Annotated in this window: 14 protein-coding genes and 2 pseudogenes; 6 read left to right on the plus strand and 10 right to left on the minus strand. The window is 61.9% G+C overall.

Features of this window, described 5'->3' with window-relative positions; all coding sequences use genetic code 11:
* Positions 1 to 320: 320 nt before the first annotated feature.
* Both HMPREF2808_RS13655 and HMPREF2808_RS12860 read left to right on the plus strand, forming a co-directional pair.
* Positions 321 to 530 (plus strand): annotated as a pseudogene (locus tag HMPREF2808_RS13655) (helix-turn-helix domain-containing protein); the annotation flags it as partial.
* Between the two features lie 19 nt (positions 531 to 549).
* Positions 550 to 1,766, plus strand: a pseudogene (locus HMPREF2808_RS12860) (IS30 family transposase).
* Positions 1,767 to 1,874: 108 nt separating this feature from the next.
* Here HMPREF2808_RS12860 and smc read toward each other — a convergent pair.
* Genes smc through HMPREF2808_RS01015 form a run of 6 tightly spaced genes read right to left on the minus strand, consistent with a single transcriptional unit; the run spans position 1,875 to position 9,428 of the window.
* On the minus strand, positions 1,875 to 5,378 hold the full coding sequence (gene smc, locus HMPREF2808_RS00990) for a chromosome segregation protein SMC (protein WP_070623151.1): 3,504 nt from the start codon (positions 5,376 to 5,378) through the stop codon (positions 1,875 to 1,877).
* A 10-nt stretch (positions 5,379 to 5,388) separates the two neighbouring features.
* Positions 5,389 to 5,697: an acylphosphatase gene (locus tag HMPREF2808_RS00995; RefSeq protein WP_070623154.1), complete on the minus strand. Its 309-nt coding sequence runs from the start codon at positions 5,695 to 5,697 to the stop codon at positions 5,389 to 5,391.
* Positions 5,698 to 7,224: an alanine/glycine:cation symporter family protein gene (locus tag HMPREF2808_RS01000; protein WP_070623157.1), complete on the minus strand. Its 1,527-nt coding sequence runs from the start codon at positions 7,222 to 7,224 to the stop codon at positions 5,698 to 5,700.
* A 49-nt stretch (positions 7,225 to 7,273) separates the two neighbouring features.
* A complete protein-coding gene (gene mutM / locus HMPREF2808_RS01005) occupies positions 7,274 to 8,107 on the minus strand; it encodes a bifunctional DNA-formamidopyrimidine glycosylase/DNA-(apurinic or apyrimidinic site) lyase (protein WP_070533235.1) in 834 nt (277 codons plus the stop codon).
* Between the two features lie 14 nt (positions 8,108 to 8,121).
* Entirely contained in the window at positions 8,122 to 8,892 is a 771-nt protein-coding gene (gene rnc / locus HMPREF2808_RS01010) for a ribonuclease III (protein WP_070519978.1), read from the minus strand.
* Positions 8,889 to 9,428, minus strand: a complete 540-nt coding sequence (locus HMPREF2808_RS01015; protein WP_070623389.1) for a YceD family protein — start codon at positions 9,426 to 9,428, stop codon at positions 8,889 to 8,891. The genes rnc and HMPREF2808_RS01015 overlap by 4 nt, the downstream gene beginning before the upstream one ends.
* Positions 9,429 to 9,561: 133 nt before the next feature.
* Here HMPREF2808_RS01015 and HMPREF2808_RS01020 point away from each other — a divergent pair, with 133 nt between their 5' ends.
* Positions 9,562 to 10,200 (plus strand): hypothetical protein, encoded by a 639-nt coding sequence (locus HMPREF2808_RS01020; RefSeq protein WP_246818489.1) that lies wholly within the window; start codon positions 9,562 to 9,564, stop codon positions 10,198 to 10,200.
* Between the two features lie 29 nt (positions 10,201 to 10,229).
* On the opposite strand, the gene HMPREF2808_RS01025 is transcribed toward HMPREF2808_RS01020, so the two are convergent.
* Positions 10,230 to 10,976, minus strand: a complete 747-nt coding sequence (locus HMPREF2808_RS01025; protein ID WP_070519973.1) for a DivIVA domain-containing protein — start codon at positions 10,974 to 10,976, stop codon at positions 10,230 to 10,232.
* Positions 10,977 to 11,091: 115 nt separating this feature from the next.
* The gene (gene gdhA / locus HMPREF2808_RS01030) at positions 11,092 to 12,438 is read right to left on the minus strand and encodes an NADP-specific glutamate dehydrogenase (protein ID WP_070533237.1); all 1,347 of its coding nucleotides are present in this window, start codon (positions 12,436 to 12,438) and stop codon (positions 11,092 to 11,094) included.
* A 172-nt stretch (positions 12,439 to 12,610) separates the two neighbouring features.
* Between gdhA and HMPREF2808_RS01035 the strand changes: the two genes are divergently transcribed.
* The gene (locus tag HMPREF2808_RS01035) at positions 12,611 to 13,729 is read left to right on the plus strand and encodes a glycerate kinase (protein WP_070623160.1); all 1,119 of its coding nucleotides are present in this window, start codon (positions 12,611 to 12,613) and stop codon (positions 13,727 to 13,729) included.
* Between the two features lie 33 nt (positions 13,730 to 13,762).
* Here HMPREF2808_RS01035 and HMPREF2808_RS01040 read toward each other — a convergent pair whose 3' ends face one another.
* On the minus strand, positions 13,763 to 14,161 hold the full coding sequence (locus HMPREF2808_RS01040; protein WP_070596871.1) for a hypothetical protein: 399 nt from the start codon (positions 14,159 to 14,161) through the stop codon (positions 13,763 to 13,765).
* Between the two features lie 36 nt (positions 14,162 to 14,197).
* On the opposite strand from HMPREF2808_RS01040, the gene HMPREF2808_RS01045 reads away from it, so the two are divergent.
* Together HMPREF2808_RS01045 and HMPREF2808_RS01050 are read left to right on the plus strand one after the other, a co-directional pair.
* Positions 14,198 to 15,406 carry an amidohydrolase gene (locus tag HMPREF2808_RS01045; RefSeq protein ID WP_070623163.1) on the plus strand — a complete coding sequence of 403 codons (1,209 nt, stop codon included), beginning with the start codon at positions 14,198 to 14,200 and terminating at the stop codon, positions 15,404 to 15,406.
* A gap of 141 nt (positions 15,407 to 15,547) precedes the next feature.
* On the plus strand, positions 15,548 to 17,938 hold the full coding sequence (locus HMPREF2808_RS01050) for a glycogen/starch/alpha-glucan phosphorylase (RefSeq protein WP_070565513.1): 2,391 nt from the start codon (positions 15,548 to 15,550) through the stop codon (positions 17,936 to 17,938).
* A 159-nt stretch (positions 17,939 to 18,097) separates the two neighbouring features.
* Here HMPREF2808_RS01050 and pyk read toward each other — a convergent pair whose 3' ends face one another.
* Positions 18,098 to 19,519: a pyruvate kinase gene (gene pyk, locus HMPREF2808_RS01055; protein ID WP_070520168.1), complete on the minus strand. Its 1,422-nt coding sequence runs from the start codon at positions 19,517 to 19,519 to the stop codon at positions 18,098 to 18,100.
* Positions 19,520 to 19,698 lie beyond the last annotated feature (179 nt).

A 19,698-nucleotide genomic window follows, 5' to 3' on the forward strand; every position in this document is an offset into this window, starting at 1 on the left:
TACTCAAACGGAACAAAACCTGGGACACTTCATCTTTGGGTCTAAAAACGCCATCTGCAATGCGTGCTGTCAAGGGGTGAATGCGCCACTTCGACCGGGAGGTAGTTGTGACGCGTTGGACTCCGAAGGATGTTAAGGATGCTGCCGTTGAGCGAGTGGCTGCAGGCGAGGCAGTTAGCCTGGTCGCGCGTGATGTCGGTGTAGGCCCCGAATCGGTTTACGGTTGGTTGAGGGGAAGAGGTGTCGAACCTCCCGGCAGGCGTGCGAGTCGTTTGCGTGATCCGTTTGTCCGTGAGGCTGTTGGGTTGGTGCGTGCAGGTATGTCGATCAATCAAGCAGCACAGACTGTTGGAATATCGACTGGCTTGCTTCACAGCAGGTTAAAGAAAGCTGGTGTAATCGAAGTGCGGCCTAGACGCGCCCACTTGTCACCTGATGAACGTGCCCAGGCCGTGGAGCGAGTGCTTGCTGGTGAGAGCTGTCAGACAGTGGCTGATGCTATCGGTGTGCATCCTTCTACCGTGTATGGGTGGATAAGGAAGCAGCGGTATGCGAAGTTACGCCGGCAGCGACACCGTCGAACGCCTGATGAGGCGGTGGTGTCTTTGCCAGATACAGGCAAGAAGCTGGGTAAAGATTCTGTTATGCCAGCACCGATGAAAACTCAAGCCGTTGATGGATTTCCTAGCGCCGCTTTAGATAAACAGGGCGTGGTAGGGCGTGGTCGCAGGCTTACTGTTGAAGACCGTGTTGCTATTGAAGCGGGATGTCGTGTCGGTGATTCGGCACGAGCCATCGCGCAGAAAATAAATAGGCACCACAGTGTCGTCGCCCGTGAAATCACCCGTAATGGTTGGAAGATCGTCGATGAGGACAGCACAGAGCAGCTGCGATATAACGCCCACAACGCTGCTGTTTCTACTGCTGGTCGGATGGTGCGGCCAAAACTACGCAAGCTCGATGAAAGCCCAACGCTTCGGGGTGTAATGGTCGATTGCCTTGCCCGCAGGTGGTCACCTGGGCGCATTAGTGCATGGCTTGAGCATGCTTTCAGCGATGATGAAAGCATGCGTATTTCCCACGAAACGATCTACAGTGCCTTATACATTCAAGGCAAAGGCAGCCTGCGAGCCGAGCTTGAAGCAGTCATGAAGACTAAAGACGTACTTATCCGCGGCGGCGCAACACGCAAGCGTCGTGCCCGAAACGCTGGCGTGTTAACCGGTCGCCCTTGGATCAAAGGTGCTGAGATCACCCACCGCAGCCCGGAAGCTGATGACAGGGCTATCCCCGGGCACTGGGAGGGCGACCTTGTTATTGGTAAAGGTGGCAAAAGCGCGCTGATTACCCTAGTAGAGCGCACCAGCCGTTACACCCTGCTTGGACACCTTCCCGATGAGCACAGTTCACACACCGTGGTCGCAACCCTGCAGGACATGGTCAAAGACCTCAACACCGAGCAGCTAAAGACCATCACATGGGACCAAGGCGCAGAAATGGCTGTCACAGCACAAGTCCAGATTAAAGACGGCTGCCAGGTGTTTTTCTGTGAACCGCACTCACCGTGGCAGAGACCAACCAACGAGAACACCAACGGCGAGATCAGGCGCAGGTTCTACAAAAAGGGCACCGACTTTGCCACCGTCACACCCGAACATGTCGCGTGGGTGCAAAATGAGCTCAACGAAACACCCCGACAAATCCTCGGCGCAACCCCACGTGAAATACTCAACGAACTATTCAAGCGTGGCGCATCCACCGCTTGATTCCGCCATGAGTAAATGGCGTTTTCAGCCGTGAAAACGCCTTATGACTGATGCCTTTTGACAGTTGCCTCCAGCATGTCGATGGAGACGCACAGACGATGCCCGCCGTTAGCGCGGAGCGTCCACTCCAAGGCGCGTGGCATCCTCGGCGGCTTGAGCCGTGCCCGGTGCCTCACCGGCGCGGGACATGCGCTGCGAAATCACGCGCGTTACGCCATCGCCGCGCATCGTCACGCCGTAAAGAACGTTGGCCACGTCCATCGTCGGTTTCTGGTGGGTAATGACGATGAGCTGAGAATCCTTACGCAGTTCCTCGAAAAGTGCAATGAGGCGGCGCAGGTTGACGTCGTCAAGCGCGGCTTCCACCTCATCCATGACGTAGAACGGTGAGGGGCGCGCGCGGAAAATCGCCACGAGCATGGCCAGTGCAGTCAGGGACTTCTCACCGCCCGAGAGCAGCGACAATCGTTTGACTTTCTTACCCGGTGGGCGGGCCTCCACCTCGATGCCGGTAGCCAGCATGTCGTCCGGCTCCGTGAGGATGAGGCGACCCTCGCCTCCTGGGAACAGCGTCTGGAAAACCTTGGGAAACTCCGCTTCCACGTCATGCCAGGCGTCCGTGAACAGCTGCAAGATTTGCGCATCCACGTCTTCGATAACGCCAGTCAGATCCTTGCGGGCCTGAATCACGTCATCTAATTGCGTGGACAGGAAGCTATAGCGCTCCTCGAGCGCCTTATACTCCTCCAAGGCCAGCGGGTTGACCTTGCCCAAGGAGTTGAGGTCCTTCTCGGCCTGCTTCAACCGCTTGGTCTCGGCGGAGCGATCGAAGTCCTCGCCCGGGGTGTAGTCCTTGAGCAAGTCCGGGATAGCAATGCCGAGTTGTTCCACGATTTTGCCCTCGGCCTCATCCACGCGCACCTGTGCCTGGCTGCGGGCAATCTCCGAGTTGTGCGCGGAATCGGTCAGGCGATCGAGCTGCTGGCGGGTAGCGGAGACCGCCTGCTTCGCCGACTGCGCACGCCCCTGCAGCACGCCGCGCTGGGTCACTAGCTCATCGCGTTTTTCAGCTGCGCGCTCGAGTGCCTGGGTAGTGCGGGCGGCGAGGTCCTGGGCATGCTTGTTGACGGCCCCCGCCAACCGCGCCTGTGCCTGCCGGCGGGCCATCGCTTGATCGTGGCGGGCCTTGGCCTGGCGCTCGTGTTGGGCTTGGCGCCGCAGGGCCTCTCCCTTGCCGGCTGCCTGGCCTACCTTTTCCTCCGCGCTGCGGGCCGCCAGTTGAGCCTCTACCTCCATGGCCTTGACCTGTTCAAGGGCGGCCGAGGCTGCATCGCGTTCCACCGAGGAAGGTTCATCCGCTTGCTCATCAGCGTCCACGCGCGACAAGCGGTCACGAGCCTCCGCGAGTTCTTCGCGCAGGCGGGCCAACTGCACCTCGATGTCCGTGGCGCGAGCGGCAGCCTTTTCGTGCTCCGCCTTGTTCGCCTCATACTGCTTGAGCAAGCGCTGGTGGTCGCGCTTCCACGCCTCAAGCTCGTGATCATGCTCGCGCAACGCGGCCTTAGCGCTCGCCGCACCTACCCGGGCATCATCGGCGGCTAGCTTCGCTCCTTCCAGCGTGCCTGATAGCTCCTCCAGCTCGTGGGTGGCGGTTTCCAGCTGTTGCTCGGCTTCTGCAATCTGGCCGCTCACCTCGACCGTGGAGACGGCACCAGTTCCGGCCTCGACCCAGCCTTCACCAACCAGCAAGCCCTCGGCGGTGACGGCCCGCAGGCGCGGATCCTCAGCAATGAGCTCGCGGGCCGCGGCATAGTCATCCACCAAAACGACGTCGGAGAGCAGCCGCGTCACCGCCGCCGATACTTCCGGGACCAAGACCATCTGGTCGAGCAACCAGCTAGCACCGGAAGGCAGGTCCGCGTCAAGGCGCCAGGCTGAACCAGTAGGTTCCGTGGAGACGTCGATCAGCGGAGTGCGGCTCGCCTCAGCGAGTTCACCCACGATGTCCATGCTCACCGCACCGGCCTGCGCCTCCGCGAAGGAGCCGAGTGCCGCCGCGACGGCCGTTTCATAACGCGTAGAGATGAACTCCGCGAGAGGTTTAAACCCCTCCCCCAGCTCGAGCGCTTCCGGAGCAGTCTGGCCCAGCGTATCGATCCGGGCTCGCAGGCTGTACACGGTACGCTCGCGCTCCCGCTGGGCATCGCGCAGCTGCTCCAAGCGTTTATCGGCCGCGGCGGACTCGCTGGCCGCGCGTACGTGCGCTTCTTCCAGCGGCTCACGCTCGGCAGCCAGGTGCTCTAGTTTGTCCGCTACCTCATCGGCCTCCACCTGCGCTCCCCTGGTGCGCGCCTTCGTGTTCGCCAGGGTTTCTTCCTGGCGCGCCAACTCGGATTCCGCGGAGCTTACCTGGCCCGCCAGGTTTTCCTCGGCCGCGATGAGGCGGACCACGCCTTCGCGACGATCCGCAATGGCGCGCAGCTGCGCCATATGTTCCTTGTCCGCGGCCTCGAAGGCTTCCCGGCGCTCAGCCACTTCCTCCCGGATCGATTCCAAGCGCTCCGCTGCTTCTTCGGCCGCGGCCAGCAGCTCGTCGTGCTCCTCGTCGGCACGCCGGGCGCGCGCCTCCAGCTCCTCCGGATCCTGGCCGGCATAGGCCACCTGGGATCCGACGTTGCTGGCGCGCTCGGCCGCAATACGCTGCGTGGCAGAGATGCGTTCGCTCAGCGTCGATAGCTCGAACCACAACTTCTGCGCGGCCTCCGCGCGCGGCGTGACATCCCCCAACTCGGCCTCTACCTCGAGCTGAATTTCCGTGGCCTCTTCCAGCTGCGCCGTGACTTCCTCGACCTGCTCGGCGAGCACCACAGCGCGTTTCTCGGCATCCTCGAACGTGGCACGCAACCTGACCACACGGTCACCGGCGAGGCGCAGGCGAGCATCGCGCAAATCCGCTTGCACAGTGGCTGCGCGTTGGGCGGCCTCCGCCTGGCGGGCCAGCGGCTTGAGCTGTTTTCCCAGCTCATCGGTCAGGTCTTGCAGGCGGTCCAGGTTGGCCTGCATGCCCGTGAGCTTGCGCTGCGCCTTTTCCTTGCGGCGGCGGTGCTTGAGCACGCCCGCAGCTTCCTCAATATAAGCGCGACGATCTTCTGGTCGGGACTCCAGGATCTCCGCCAGTTTTCCTTGGCCCACGATGATGTGCATCTCGCGGCCAATGCCGGAATCCGACAGCAGCTCTTGGATATCCATGAGGCGGGCCTTTGACCCATTGATCTCATACTCGCTCGCGCCATCCCGGTACATGCGGCGGGTGACGGAGACCTCCGAGTACTCGATGGGCAATGCGCCATCGGAGTTATCGATGGTCAGTGTGACCTCAGCGCGGCCAAGGGCCTTGCGCTCACCGGCGCCGGCAAAGATGACGTCCTGCATCTTGCCGCCGCGCAGCGTCTTGGCGCTGCCTTCACCCATGACCCACGCCAGTGCGTCGACGACGTTAGATTTACCCGAGCCATTCGGGCCCACCACGGCACAGATACCGGGCTCGAATTTCAGGTTCGTCGCGGACGCAAAAGACTTGAATCCCTTGAGCGTGAGCGATTTGAGGTGCATTCGACTTAGTTTAGCGCTCGATAAAGCCCGACTCACCGCGCGGTGCGGCCCACTGCTCCACCACGGCGTTCACAACGCCCGGGCGGCGCGTGGTTGATGGTTCTTCGCGCAGCAAGGACAGCAGCTTCTCGCAGTCAGCTCGCGGGCCTTCAGCAACCACCTGGACGCGTCCGTCCTGAAGGTTCGTCGCGTGCCCAGCCAGCCCTAGTTCGAGGGCCCGGGAACGCGTCCACCAGCGAAAGCCCACGCCTTGGACGTGGCCAAGTACGAAAGCTGTGAGGCGTTCATGTCCCGCAGAGGCTGCTGCTGTGCCTGCCATCTAGTACTCCCTCAAGTTTGTGCGGTCGCTCAAGTCGAATTCGTGATCGAGACGGCGGCGGTCCTCCGCGCTGCGGCGCGTCACAGGATCGGTACCATCCCAGCACTCGACGTTCTGCAGTTCCGGCAGCATATCACGGTGGAAGACGGGATCCAGGCCCTTGCGGCGCTGCTCGTTGTAGTTCTTCAGCAGCTTGATGGCCACGCCGCACAGCGGCACGATGGCGCACACGTTGAGCAACACCATGATGGCGGCACCCGTATCCGCCAGGTCGAACACGGTGCCCAGCGGGGCCACCGCACCGTAGAAGACGAAAGCCAACACGATGAGGCGGAAGGTCCACAGCACCCACTTCTTCCCGGAGAGGTACTCCACGTTGGACTCGGCAAGGTAGTAGTTACCCAGAATCGAGGAGAATGCCAAGAAGAACAGGATGAACGTGACGAAGTGGATACCCCACTCGCCGACCACATTGGACAGCGCGTTCTGGGTGAGGGTCACGCCCTCAATCGCGTCGGAGCCAAAGGTCTCGAACTCGGTGCCCAGCAGAATGATGAAGGCGGTAATCGTACACACCACCAGGGTGTCGAAGTACACGCCGAGGGTCTGCACAAGGCCCTGCTTCACAGGGTGGGAGACCGTCGCCGTTGCTGCCGCGTTCGGCGCCGAGCCTTCGCCGGCCTCGTTGGAGAACAGGCCGCGCTGGATGCCCTTCAGCATGGCCATGCCCAGTGTCGCGCCAGCAGCCTCACGGAAGCCGAAGGCAGAGCCGACGATGGAGACAAACATGTCCGGCACCTTGTCAAAGTTAAGGACCACCACGATGAAGCCCATGATGAGGTAGGCACCGGCCATAAACGGCACGATGAACTGAGTCATCGAGGCGATGCGCTGAACACCACCGATAATGATGAGGCCAGCTACGGCAACGACGGCAATACCCACGCCCGCCTTGAAGGCACCGGAATCCTGTCCGAAGGAGGCCGCCAAGGAATCAGAGATAGCGTTGGTCTGGAAAGCGTTGTAGAACCAACCAAAAGTAATGGCGATGGCGACGGAGAAAATGGTTGCCAAGGGCTTCCAGCCCAGACCGCGGGACATGTAGTAGGCCGGGCCGCCGCGGTAGGTATCCCCCTCGCGGACCTTCCACAACTGGGCCAGCGTGGACTCCACGAACGCAGTTGCGCCACCCAGGATGGCGATGAGCCACATCCAGAACACAGCGCCGGGCCCGCCCACAGAAATTGCTACGGCCACACCCGCGACGTTGCCGGTGCCCACACGCGACGCCGCCGAGATGGTGAACGCCTTGAAGGCAGAAATACCGCCGTAATCGGCGTCCTCATCGACGCCGACCCCCTTGGGCTTTTCGACGACCGCTTTGAACATATCCGGCACCATGCGGACCTGCACCAAAGCGGTGCGGATACCGAAGTAAAGGCCAGCAGCGATAAGCAGCCATGGCAGGACATAGGACCACAGGCTGTCGTTAATGACACCGATCACGGTGCTGAAGATTTCTTGCATACGTTACACACTAGTGACAACCCCCGCCATCGGCCTAGTTGGAGCCTAACTACTTCCCCACCCCACGGCGCTGACAGGACGGGCAATAGTGGGTACCGCGCCCGCCCAACACGGTTTTCACGATGTCCTCGCCGCAGCGATCACAGGGCTGCCCGCCACGCCCATAGGCATGCAAGGAACGGTCAAAATACCCGGATTCGCCGTTGACGTTGACGTACAGCGCGTCAAAGCTGGTCCCGCCAACCTCAAGGGCGGAGCGCATAACGTCGGTGGCCGCGGAAATCACCGCGACGGCATCGCGCTGCCGCAGGGCGCTGGCCTTCTTCAACGGAGAAATCTGAGCCGCCCACAGCGCCTCATCCGCATAGATATTGCCCACTCCGCTGAGCACAGTTTGATCCAGCAGGGCAACTTTCACCGCCGTACGTTTTGCGCGCAGGCGCCTCCCCGCCGCGGTGAGGTCAAAGTCTGCTTCGAGGGGATCGGGCGCGATATGCGCCATGGTGAGCCACGGGCCGAGATGCCAATAGCCAAAAGTGCGCTGGTCGACGAAGCTGATGCGGGTGGCGTCGTCAAGCACGGCGGCGATGCGCACGTGGGGTGAATCCACCTCACCGATCCGCACCTGCCCCGACATTCCGAGGTGGATAAAGAGCACATCGCGGGCAGGATCAGTGCGGTCCTCATCGGCAAACTCCAGCCACATGAACTTGCCGCGGCGCGCCACCGCGGCGATCCTCCTGCCCACGAGCAGCGCGGACAGCGGTGCCTCCTGCTTGCGATTGGCGCGCGGGTGAAGGACATCGACCGCCGCGAAGGATCGCCCCACGACGTAGGGCTCGAGCCCGCGGCGGACGGACTCAACTTCAGGCAGCTCTGGCATCGAGTCCTCGTGGGTTAGTTCTCTTTGCCGGCGGTGCCCTGCACCAGCAACGGGGTCTCACGCAGCGCCTGGCAGGCTTCTTCCGCCGCCTGCTGCTCCGCAAGCTTCTTGTTGTGTCCCGTTCCCCTACCCACGGTCAAACCGGCCACCGTGGCAACGGCATTAAAGGTCTGATCGTGCTCGGGGCCGGTCGAGGTGGCCGAATACACGGGCATCGCTGCCTTCAGCTCGGCGCACAGCTCCTGCAAGGTCGTCTTCCAGTCCATGTGGCGGCCGGATACCACGGCGTTCTCAACCTTGGCGGCAAACAGCCGCAGCACCACCCCGCGGGCGACTTCGAAACCATGCTGGCGGTAGATGGCCCCCAAGATGGCCTCGGTGGTATCGGCCAAGATGGAGTCCTTGTCACGGCCGCCGGTAGATTGTTCACCCTTGCCCAACAGGACGTGTTGGCCCACCCCGATTTCACGGGCTACGTCAGACAAGCCGTAGCGCGAAACAATGGAAGCGCGCATCTTCGAGATGTCCGATTCGGGGCGCGATGGGAACTTTTCGTAGAGCTTGGCCGCGATGGACAAGCCCAAGACCGCGTCCCCGAGGAACTCCAGACGCTCATTGTTGGGCAGGTGACCGTTCTCGTTGGCAAAGGAACGGTGCGTCAGCGCCAAACACAGCAGCTCATCGTTGAGTTCCACGCCGAGTGCCTTGAGCAGCGGACCGTGGTCTACCTCCGCGAATGCTACGGCAAGTGCCTGCTCGCCGGTGAGTTTCTTCTTCTTGCTCATAGGAATTTCTCCAACCCAGACCACCGCGGATCGACGCGCTCTTCTTCCCCGGAGACCCCCGTGGTCACGCCTTCGGGAACATCTACTTCACAGCCATCCTCACACGTCGGCGCGAAAGGAAGCACCAAACCTGCCTCATCGATCACGGTCTGCAGGAGGTCAAGGACACCGTCCTCAATCTCGGGGATCTCATCGCCGGAACCGCGATCCTCTTCCTCTGTTTCATCTCCGCTGATGAAGGACTCATCCGCGGAGAAAACCTGGGATACGTGGAGATCTAGTGCTGGATGTAGCTCAGCTAAGCAGCGTGCGCATTCGCCGCTGAGGGTGCCGGTGATATCAGCGTCCACCAACACGCCGGAGCCCAACGGCGTCAAGGTGGCGTCCGCCTTAACCTCAGCACCTTCCGGGATGCCGATCATTTCCACGCCGATGCGCTCGGGGGCGGGTCCGGTTTGCACGCGGTGCTCAGGCAGCGCTTCAGCTCCTTGGCTGCGGAGCAATTCCGTCACGTCGAACTTCAATGGTGATTTCATAACGCCCACCAGCTTACCCTGTGCTGACCCACGCGCCCTAGACTGGCAAGGGCCTGAATGTTGGGTCATAGCCGCTTAAGCGCTTGCCCACAAGGCTCGATTCTTTCGCCTGTGGCTTTTAGCCTAAAACTCCATGAGCTACACCGCGACCGACACGGCGTCTCTGGGCGCCACGGCACGTGAACTCGCGCTCAGCTTTCCCTTGCAGTGCCTTGTCCCCGCCGTGGTCCTGACCGTCGTAGGAGTGACCTGCCGCCACCTCATCACGCGAGTCCGCCCCAGCATTTTCGGCGATGCCGGCCTCTCCCTGCACCGCGCGGCCCTCGCCAGCGCCCTTGCGGGATTGGCCGTGGGCGCGGTGTCCTTTCTTCCCCTGCATTTTGGGCCTATCGTCATACTCTCATCGGCGCTGTTCTCGCTGTGTGCCGCGCTCATCGCGTGGAGCGCGCGCGAGTCCTTTTCTGCCGCCGGCATGGGGATTGGTGTGATGATGCTGACCGTCGGTGCGGTCGATGTGGTGCTGTTGCTTGTCGACGCCGCCTGGGGCCCCATCCCCGAGCCTCACACCACGGGCACGGACTTCGGCATTATGTGGGTGCTTTATGCACTGTCGGGCCTCGTCGCCGCGGGATTGGCCGCAGCCTTAAGCACCATGCCGGCCAAGGAAGCCGCCCGGATTCGCCGCGCGGAACAGGCGCGCGCTGCGGCGCAGGACTCTACCTCGCTTCACTCGACCTCGCTTCGGCTACGCCGAAGCGTCACCACTAGGTAGTTGCCCGCACCTTAATTCAACAATTCGGCTTAGTAATCACGGGGCGCACGCGGCGCACGGCGCACAGGCTCCCGGGTCTCGCGCACAGCGCTTCGTCCCTCACCATGTGATTCACCGCGGGAACGCACGCCGGCGCCCCGCCGCAGCGCGGAGCGATCGTTGTTGACGGTACGCAAGAGATCGGACAAGGTGGTCTCGAACTCCCCGAGCTTGGCGTCAACGAATTCATCGCACTCGGTGCGCAGGCGGTTGGACTCAGAGTGCGCGGTCTCCACAATGCGGTGCGCCTCATCGTCGGCGCGGCGCACAACCTCGGATTCAGAGACCAAACGGTCCTGCTCGGCTTGGCCTGCTGCGACGGCGCGCTGGTACTCCTCATCCGCCTGGGCGCGGGTGCGCTCGGCGTCGGAGCGTGCGTTCTCTACGAGGTTGGTGGCCTCATCTTCCGCCTGGGCTACCAAGGTGGTGGCGCGGTGTTGAGCGTCGGCAAGCATGGCGTCTGAGTCCTCACGCGCACGGGCAACGGTGTCATCGGCCTCGGCGGTGGCCTCAGAAATAATCTGCTCCGCGCGCTCCTCAGCACCCTGGAGGATCTCGTCCTGCTTGTCTAGGACGTCCTGGGCGTCATCCATTTCAACGGGGAGGGCGTTGCGAAGATCGTCGAGAAGCGCCAGCATTTCGTGGCGCGGAACCATGCAGTTGGAGGTCATGGGAACGGCATAGGCCTGTTCCAGATTGCGAACAAGTTCATCGAGGGACTCAAATACGCGGTACATGGCACCAGCCTATCCAAGCGCACGCACACTGCGACGTATCCCACGCGGGAAGAAATGGCGAAAACCTCCCCGGCAAGCGAGGAGGTTAAGCACGGATACAGAGATAAGGAAACGGCTAGATTACGCCTTGGGCCAGCATGGCGTCGGCCACCTTCTTGAAGCCGGCAATGTTGGCGCCCGCCACGTAGTCACCTTCCAGGCCGTATTCCTTGGAGGTCTTGTCGATGTTGCGGAAGATATTGGACATGATCTCATGCAGGCGCTGGTCGGTGTACTCGAAGGACCAGGAGTCGCGGGATGCGTTCTGCTGCATCTCCAGCGCGGAGGTTGCCACACCGCCCGCATTCGCGGCCTTGCCCGGCGCGAAGGCGATTCCGCTCTCCCCGAAGTAGTGCGCGGCTTCCGGGGTACACGGCATGTTTGCACCCTCAGCAACGTAGCGGATGTGGTTCTTTACCAGGAGCTTGGCGTCATCGCCGTCGAGCTCGTTTTGGGTCGCACACGGCAGGGCAACGTCGGCGCTGACCTCCCATACGTTGCCGCCCTCGTGGTACTCCACGCCCGCGCCAGCCTCGCCGGCGTAGGTAGAGATGCGCTCGCGGCGTACTTCCTTGATGTCTTTGAGCAGCTCCAAGTCCACGCCGTTCGGCGTCGTGATGTAGCCGGAGGAATCGGACATCGCCACGACGGTTCCGCCGAGCTGCTGAACCTTCTCGGCGGCGTAGATAGCAACGTTGCCGGAGCCGGAAACAATGACTTTGGCGCCGTCGAAGGACTCGCCGTGGGTCTTCATCATCTCCGAGGTCAGATACACCAGGCCGTAACCGGTGGCCTCAGTGCGCACGAGGGAGCCACCCCAGGTCAGCCCCTTGCCCGTGAGGACCCCGGACTCGTGCTTGTTTTCTAAGCGGCGGTACTGGCCAAACAGGAATCCGATTTCGCGGCCGCCCACGCCGATATCGCCGGCCGGCACATCGCGGTACTCACCGATGTGGTTGTGCAGCTCCGTCATGAAGGACTGGCAAAAGCGCATGACCTCGGCTTCGGACTTGCCCTTCGGGTCGAAGTCAGAACCGCCTTTGCCGCCGCCGATGGGAAGGCCGGTCAGCGAGTTCTTAAAAATCTGCTCGAAGCCAAGGAACTTGATGATGCCCAGGTTCACGCTCGGGTGGAAGCGCAGGCCGCCCTTGTACGGGCCGAGGGCCGAGTTGAATTGCACGCGGAAGCCGCGGTTGACCTGAATCTGGCCGTTGTCATCCACCCACGGGACACGGAAGATGAGCTGGCGCTCGGGTTCGCACAGCCGCTCGACCAAGCCATAATCAGCGTAGTGAGGGTCCTTGTTGAGGACGATCTTGAGGGAATCCAGGACCTCAGCGAGCGCCTGGTGGAATTCCGGTTCACCAGCATTGCGCTTGAGAAGCTTGCTGTAATAGTCGGAGATTTGCTGGTCGATGGACATGGCAATCCTTTCATTCGGCACCGTGTTTAGCTGCTGGTGCGTCCTCCGTTGAACAACCGCTAGTTTTCTATCAATCGACCTAAATTGCAAGACGAGCGTACGGGGAAATTTATTAAAGGCAGGTCAGAGGGCGAAAATTTTTTCCCGTTTCCGCTTCCATATACTCATGTGCATGCGCATACTTGTTGCCCCCGACTCTTTTAAAGGCACCGCCACTGCCGCCGAAGCCGCTGCCGCCATTGCTTTGGGCGCGCGCCGCGCCCTCGGCTCCTCCCCGCACGCCGCTACGGCACAGGTAACCACTCTCCCTATGGCCGATGGTGGCGAGGGCACCGCGGAGGTACTCGCCAGCGCTGCCGTTCACCGCGACGGTACGGCGGGCCAGACCATTACGCTGCCCACCACCGATGCCATCGGGCGCCTCACCGAGGCCAGCTACCAGCTCGTGGGTGACACGGCCTTCATCGACGTCGCGGCGGCCACCGGCCTGCCCGCTGTCTCCGACGCTCTCGATCCGCTCCACGCGGATTCCTATGGCACGGGAGTGCTGCTTGCCGACGCCGAATCGCGCGGCGCCAAGCACATCGTCTTGGGACTTGGCGGCAGCGCCAGCATCGACGGCGGGCTCGGCATCCTCGCCGCGCTCGGCGCCGCCGCCCACGATTCCCGCGGCTACGCCCTGCCCAAAGGCGGCGCCCCGCTGGTCAACCTCGATCACATCGACACCGCACAGCTCAACATGAAGGCGGCGATGATGGACTACACCTTGGTTACGGACACCCGCGCCGTGCCCATCCAGGCCGCGACGATGTACGGCCCTCAAAAGGGCGCCGAGGGCGAACAGGTGGCACTGCTCGCCGGCGCGATGCTGAAGCTATGCGAGGTTACGGATACCGACCCGCAAGCGGAGTTCTTGGGTGCCGCCGGCGGCATCCCCATCGCCTTAAACTGGCTCTCACGCACACTGTGGGACACGGCGGAGCACTGCCGCATCGTTCCCGGCGGGCGCTATGTGGCCGAGGCACTCGACCTGCCCGCGCGCATCGCCGAGGCCGATCTCGTCCTCACCGGCGAGGGGCGTTTCGACGATCAATCGCTCACCGGAAAAGTCGTGGGCACGCTGGCGGAGATGACCGGGCCGCCGACGCTGGGCATCATCGCTGGCTCCGCTACGGCACCGGCGCCGCAAGGCGCGCTCCTAGAGGAGCTCGACGGGGATGAACGCGGGGACGTCGCCCAGCGCTTGAGCTCCGCAGCCGAACGCCTCGTCCACAGCTTTCTACAGAGCTAGCTCTCTGCAAGGGGCTAAAGCTTCTCTGCAGGACTAAGGGGTTACCTGCACCGCCCACGGGAAGATGGCCGGGCGCTCGTGGGCGAGCTCATCCTCCAGCAGTACGTGATCCTTCGGCAAGACCGAATGCGGAGTTAACAGGCGCGCGAGGACCATGGTCAGCTGGTTAACGGACCCCTTCACGCCATCGACGTCGATGGCGTAGCGGTAAACATTTGCGTCTTCGAGGTCACGTTCTTCATGCTCCTCCCGGTAGGTTTGGCGCAGCTGCTCTTCCAGCCCCTCCGGGAGTGCGGGCTCGTGCACGCGAGTAACCTCAGCAGAGGCCAGCGAGTTATTGTCCACCAGCTTGTGGGTGGCAGTACTAAAGATTTCGGCCACACGCTCGGCTTGGGCATCCGGCACCAGAACATCAAAGTGAATCAATGGCATGTAGGTAACCCTACCCAAACTTGGAGGACAGTAACTATGGCAGATCCCACACTTTCCCGTCTGACCGAGCTCTTAGTGGACGATTCCGTCGATCTCAGCTGGCAACGGGCCTTCTACGAGGATCTGCATGCCCACCCTGAGCTTTCCCATGAAGAGGAACGCACCGCCGGGCGGATTCTGGAACAACTAGAAAACTACGATTGTGAACTCGTCACCGGCATCGGCGGACACGGTATCGTCGCTATCTTCCGCAATGGGGATGGCCCCACCGCGCTGATGCGGGCCGATTTCGATGCCCTCCCTGTAGCCGAGGAAACCGGCGTACCCTTCGCCTCGACCAACGGCGCGATGCATGCCTGCGGGCACGATGTGCACGCCACCGCGTTGCTCGGCGCGTGCGCGATTCTCGACGCCCACCGCAACGCCTGGCGCGGCACCTTCCTAGCACTGTTCCAGCCCGCCGAAGAATCGTCCATGGGTGCCAAATACATGATCGCCGACGGGCTCACCGAGCGCGTTCCCGCACCGGATGTGTGCTTCGGCCAGCACGTCATGCCGGGCCCCGCTGGGCAAATCCAATCCACCGCCGGCCCCATCCTGGCCGGCTGCGACTCCCTTCGCATTCGCATCACGGGGCGCTCGGCGCACGCCTCCATGCCGCACGAGGCCATCGACCCCTCCTATGTGGCCGCCATGGTGGTCACGCGTCTGCAGGCCATCGTCGGCCGCGAAGTTCCTCCCCATGACTTCTTCGTCATCTCGGTGGGCGAGCTACATTCGGGTGATAAGAACAACATCATTCCAGGCGGCGCCGAGCTAGTGCTCAACACGCGTTATTACAAACCGGAATTGGCCGAGCGCGTCTACGCCTCCCTCGAGCGCATGGTGCGCGCCGAATGCGAGGCGTCCGGGTGCCCGGCAGCACCGACCTTCGAATACTTCGCTCACGGCGAGGTCACCGATAACGACGCTGCCACCCACCAGGCTGTTCGCGCCGCCTTCGACGAGGTCTTCGGCAAGCTCTCCGTCACCGCCGCGCCCTCCACCGTCTCCGAGGACTTTTGCTATCTCCCGCAGGCCTGGGGCGTGCCTTATTACTTCTGGTTCATCGGCTCCACACCGGAAAACCTCCTCGACAACCCGCCCGTTAACCACCAGGCCACCTTCCTACCGGACTATGAGCCCACGATGCGCTCGGCCACTCGCGCTGGGGCCGCCGCCGTTCTGTCTTTCCTTGGACGCTAAGCCTCTGTGCCCAACGCCACTCGGCATCACGGTCTGCGTAAAACGTTGGTCAGTGTCCTGGTCTGCAGGTGCATACAGAACTGGTTAAGCTTGGGAGTTGGTATTTTTCCGCATTTATATGCCTCAAGTGAAGGGATTCTCATGAGCCAACCCCAGCACTCCGATTTCCAATCCGCAGTTCCTGGACACGTTCGCGCCGCAGCCGGCGTCTCCCCCTCTCGTGCGACCGACCGCAAGTTTTGGTCCGGTCTGTCCTCCTCGGTGATGGAGCAGATTGCAGACAATTGGGAGGCCACCCGCAGCGCCTACGCCGCCACTCGTCAGCAGCACTACTTCTCCGCTGAGTTCCTGCAGGGTCGTGCCCTGCTCAACAACCTCACCAACGTCGGTCTCGTCGATGAGGCCCGCGCCGCTACTAAGGCTGCGGGCCACGAGCTGGCTGATGTCCTCGAAGCCGAGCACGATGCCGCACTCGGCAACGGCGGCTTGGGCCGCCTCGCCGCCTGCTTCCTCGACTCCGCCGTCACCCAGGACTACCCGGTGACCGGCTATGGCCTCTTGTACCGTTACGGCTTGTTCCGCCAGTCCTTCGACAACGGTTTCCAGCGCGAGGAGCCGGATGCATGGATGGAAAACGGCTACGACTTCATCATTCGCCGCGCTTCCGAGCAGCGCCTAGTCCACTTCGACGACATGGACGTGCGCGCCATCCCCTATGACATGCCGATCACCGGTTATGGCACCGATAACGTGGGCACCCTGCGCCTGTGGAAGTCCGAACCCATCGATGAATTCGATTACGATGCTTTCAACTCGCAGCGCTTCACCGAGGCCATCGTCGAGCGCGAGCGTGTCATGGATATCTGCCGCGTGCTCTACCCCAACGACACCACCTACGAGGGCAAGGTCCTACGCGTCCGTCAGCAGTACTTCTTCGTCTCGGCCTCGCTGCAGCAGATGATCGATAACTACATCGAGCACCACGGCGAGGACCTCACCGGCTTCGCTGAGTACAACTGCATCCAGCTCAATGACACCCACCCGGTGCTGGCCATCCCGGAATTGCTCCGCCTGCTTCTCGACGAACACGGGATGGGCTGGGATGACGCATGGAAGGTCGTCACCGAAACCTTCGCCTACACCAACCACACTGTGCTGGCTGAGGCCCTAGAGAGCTGGGAAGTGTCCATTTTCCAGAAGCTGTTCTGGCGCATCTGGGAACTGGTGGAAGAGATCGACCGCCGCTTCCGCGAGGACATGGCCCAACGCGGCTTGGATCAGGGCCGCATCGACTACATGGCCCCGGTATCCGACGGCCACGTGCACATGGCGTGGATCGCCTGCTATGCCGCGTACTCCATCAACGGCGTCGCCGCCCTGCACACCGAAATCATCAAGGCTGACACGCTCTCCGAGTGGCACGAGCTGTGGCCGGAGAAGTTCAACAACAAGACCAACGGTGTGACCCCGCGTCGCTGGCTGCGCATGTGCAACCCGCGCCTGTCCGACCTGCTCACAGAACAAGCTGGCTCCGATGCCTGGGTCACCGATCTGACCGAGCTGGCGAAGCTGGCTCCTTTGGCAGAGGATGAGAAGGTACTGCGCCAACTCATCAATATCAAGCGCGCCAACAAGCAGGATTTCGCCGCCTGGATTGACGCGCACCAGGGCGCAACCGTGGACCCGGATTCCATCTTCGACGTCCAGATTAAGCGCCTGCACGAGTACAAGCGCCAGCTGATGAACGCACTCTACATCCTGGACCTGTACTTCCGCATCAAGGTCGACGGCGAGACCGTCCCGAAGCGCACCTTCATCTTCGGCGCGAAGGCCGCCCCGGGCTATGTCCGCGCCAAGGCCATCATCAAGCTCATCAACGCCATCGGTGACGTGGTCAACAACGACCCAGCCACCAAGGACGTGCTCAACGTGGTCTTCGTTGAGAACTACAACGTCTCCCCCGCCGAGCACATCATCCCGGCCGCTGACGTCTCCGAGCAGATTTCCGTCGCTGGCAAGGAAGCCTCCGGTACCTCCAACATGAAGTTCATGATGAACGGTGCCCTGACCTTGGGCACCATGGACGGCGCCAACGTGGAGATCGTCGAGGCAGTGGGCGAAGAAAACGCCTACATCTTCGGTGCCCGCAACGAGGAGATCCCGCAGCTGCGCGCCGAGTACAACCCGGGTGAGCTCTACAACACGGTTCCGGGCTTGGCACGCGTCCTCGACGCCTTCACCGATGGCACGCTGGGCTCTGAAAATGCGGGCATGTTTGGGGATCTTCGCTCCTCGTTACTCGATGGATTTGGCGAGCACGCCCAGGACACCTACTACGTTCTTGGGGACTTTGCCGACTACCGCGAGACCCGCGACCGCATGGCAGCCGACTATGACGCTGATGAGCTGGCATGGGCCAAGAAGGCATGGCTTAATATCTGCTACTCCGGCCGCTTCTCCTCCGACCGCACAATCGCCGACTACGCCAACGAGGTGTGGAAGCTGGCCCCGACTCCCATCGCCAACGTCTAGGTAGACGGGGTTAATAGGCGCGCTAGTGCCTATTAACCCTTAGATGGGTAGTCCTTCAAGGCTCCTTCAAGGCAAAAGCGCCGCCCCACTCAATTACCCCCTTCCGCCATTGCGGGAAAGAGGCCGAGTGAGGCGGCGTTGCCTTACTGCGCGAGAGCCCTACTTATCGCGCAGCGTCTGACCCAGCTCGTGGACCTGAATCATGTTGGTGTTACCGGAGATTCCAGGAGGCGTACCGGCGATGACGACGATCATGTCGCCTTCCTTGTACTTATCCATCCCCAGCAGCGCCTCATCGATGGCTTCCATCATGTTATCGGTGGACTCCACCGATTCACTCAGGAAGGTCTCGGCGCCCCAGGTCAAAGCCAACTGCGAGCGCACGGCCGGGTGCGGGGTAAAGGCAAGCAGCGGCAGCGGCGAGTGCAAACGAGCCACGCGCTTTGCGGTATCACCGGAGGTGGTGAACGCCACGATTGCCTTCGCGTTAAGGCGCTCAGCGATATCGCGTGCGGAGTAGGACACGACACCGCGCTTGGTGCGCGGAACGTGCGTCAGCGGAGGAACGCGGCCACCCTGCTCGGCATTCGCGACGATCTTGGACATGGTGCGCACGACATTCTGTGGGTCGATGCCCACGGACGTCTCGCCGGAGAGCATGACTGCATCGGCGCCGTCGAGCACTGCGTTGGCAACGTCGGACGCCTCCGCGCGGGTCGGCCGCAGATTGGAAATCATGGAATCGAGCATCTGTGTTGCCACGATTACCGGCTTGGCGTTCTCACGCGCAATCTGGATGGCGCGCTTCTGGAACAGCGGAACCTGCTCCAGCGGCACCTCGACGCCGAGGTCACCGCGGGCAATCATGATGGCATCGAATGCCAGCACGATGGACTCGAGGGCATCGACAGCTTCCGGCTTCTCCAGCTTGGCGATGACCGGAACGCGGCGGCCTTCCTCATCCATAATCTCGTGGACCTTGTCCACGTCGGCCGGGGAACGCACGAAGGACAGAGCAATCAGGTCGACACCAAGCTTCAAGGCGAAGCGGAGATCTGCGATGTCCTTTTCCGACAGGGCCGGGACGGAAATGTCCATGCCCGGCAGGGACACGCCCTTGTTGTTCGAGACCGGACCGCCTTCGGTGACCTCACAGACGACGTCGTTGCCATCGACTTCCTTGCACACGACGGCGACCTTGCCATCGTCGATAAGCAGGCGGTCACCCGGCTTCGCGTCCTTCGCCAGGTTCTTGTATGTGGTGGACACGCGGTCGTGCGTGCCTTCCACGTCCTCAACAGTGATGCGGACGATCTCGCCGTCCTTCCACATCTCTTCACCGTTGATGAAGCGACCCAGACGGATCTTCGGACCCTGCAAGTCCGCCAACACACCGACGGCGTGGCCGGTCTCATCGGTGGCCTCGCGGACCCAGCGATAGTTCGCTTCATGATCCGCGTGCTCGCCGTGAGACATGTTCAGACGCGCCACGTCCATGCCCGCTTCAACGAGGCCAAGGATTCCTTCCTTGCTTGCTACCGCGGGACCCAACGTACAAACGATTTTGGTTCTTCTATCCAACATGGAATGCCTTACTCACATCGGGAGCTTCTAACGGTTCCCAAACTACCCCGGTTTACTGGTCTCGGCCACTACGAAAGACGCTCATAGCGCGTTTTCAAGCCTCGTCCCGAGTGCTCTCCAGGGCTGAGCAAAGCCCCAAATATTCGGCAACAAACGGGAATAACCGGGCACATCTG

It is taken from the genome of Corynebacterium sp. HMSC078A10 (assembly GCF_001811565.1).
Lineage (GTDB): Bacteria > Actinomycetota > Actinomycetes > Mycobacteriales > Mycobacteriaceae > Corynebacterium > Corynebacterium hesseae.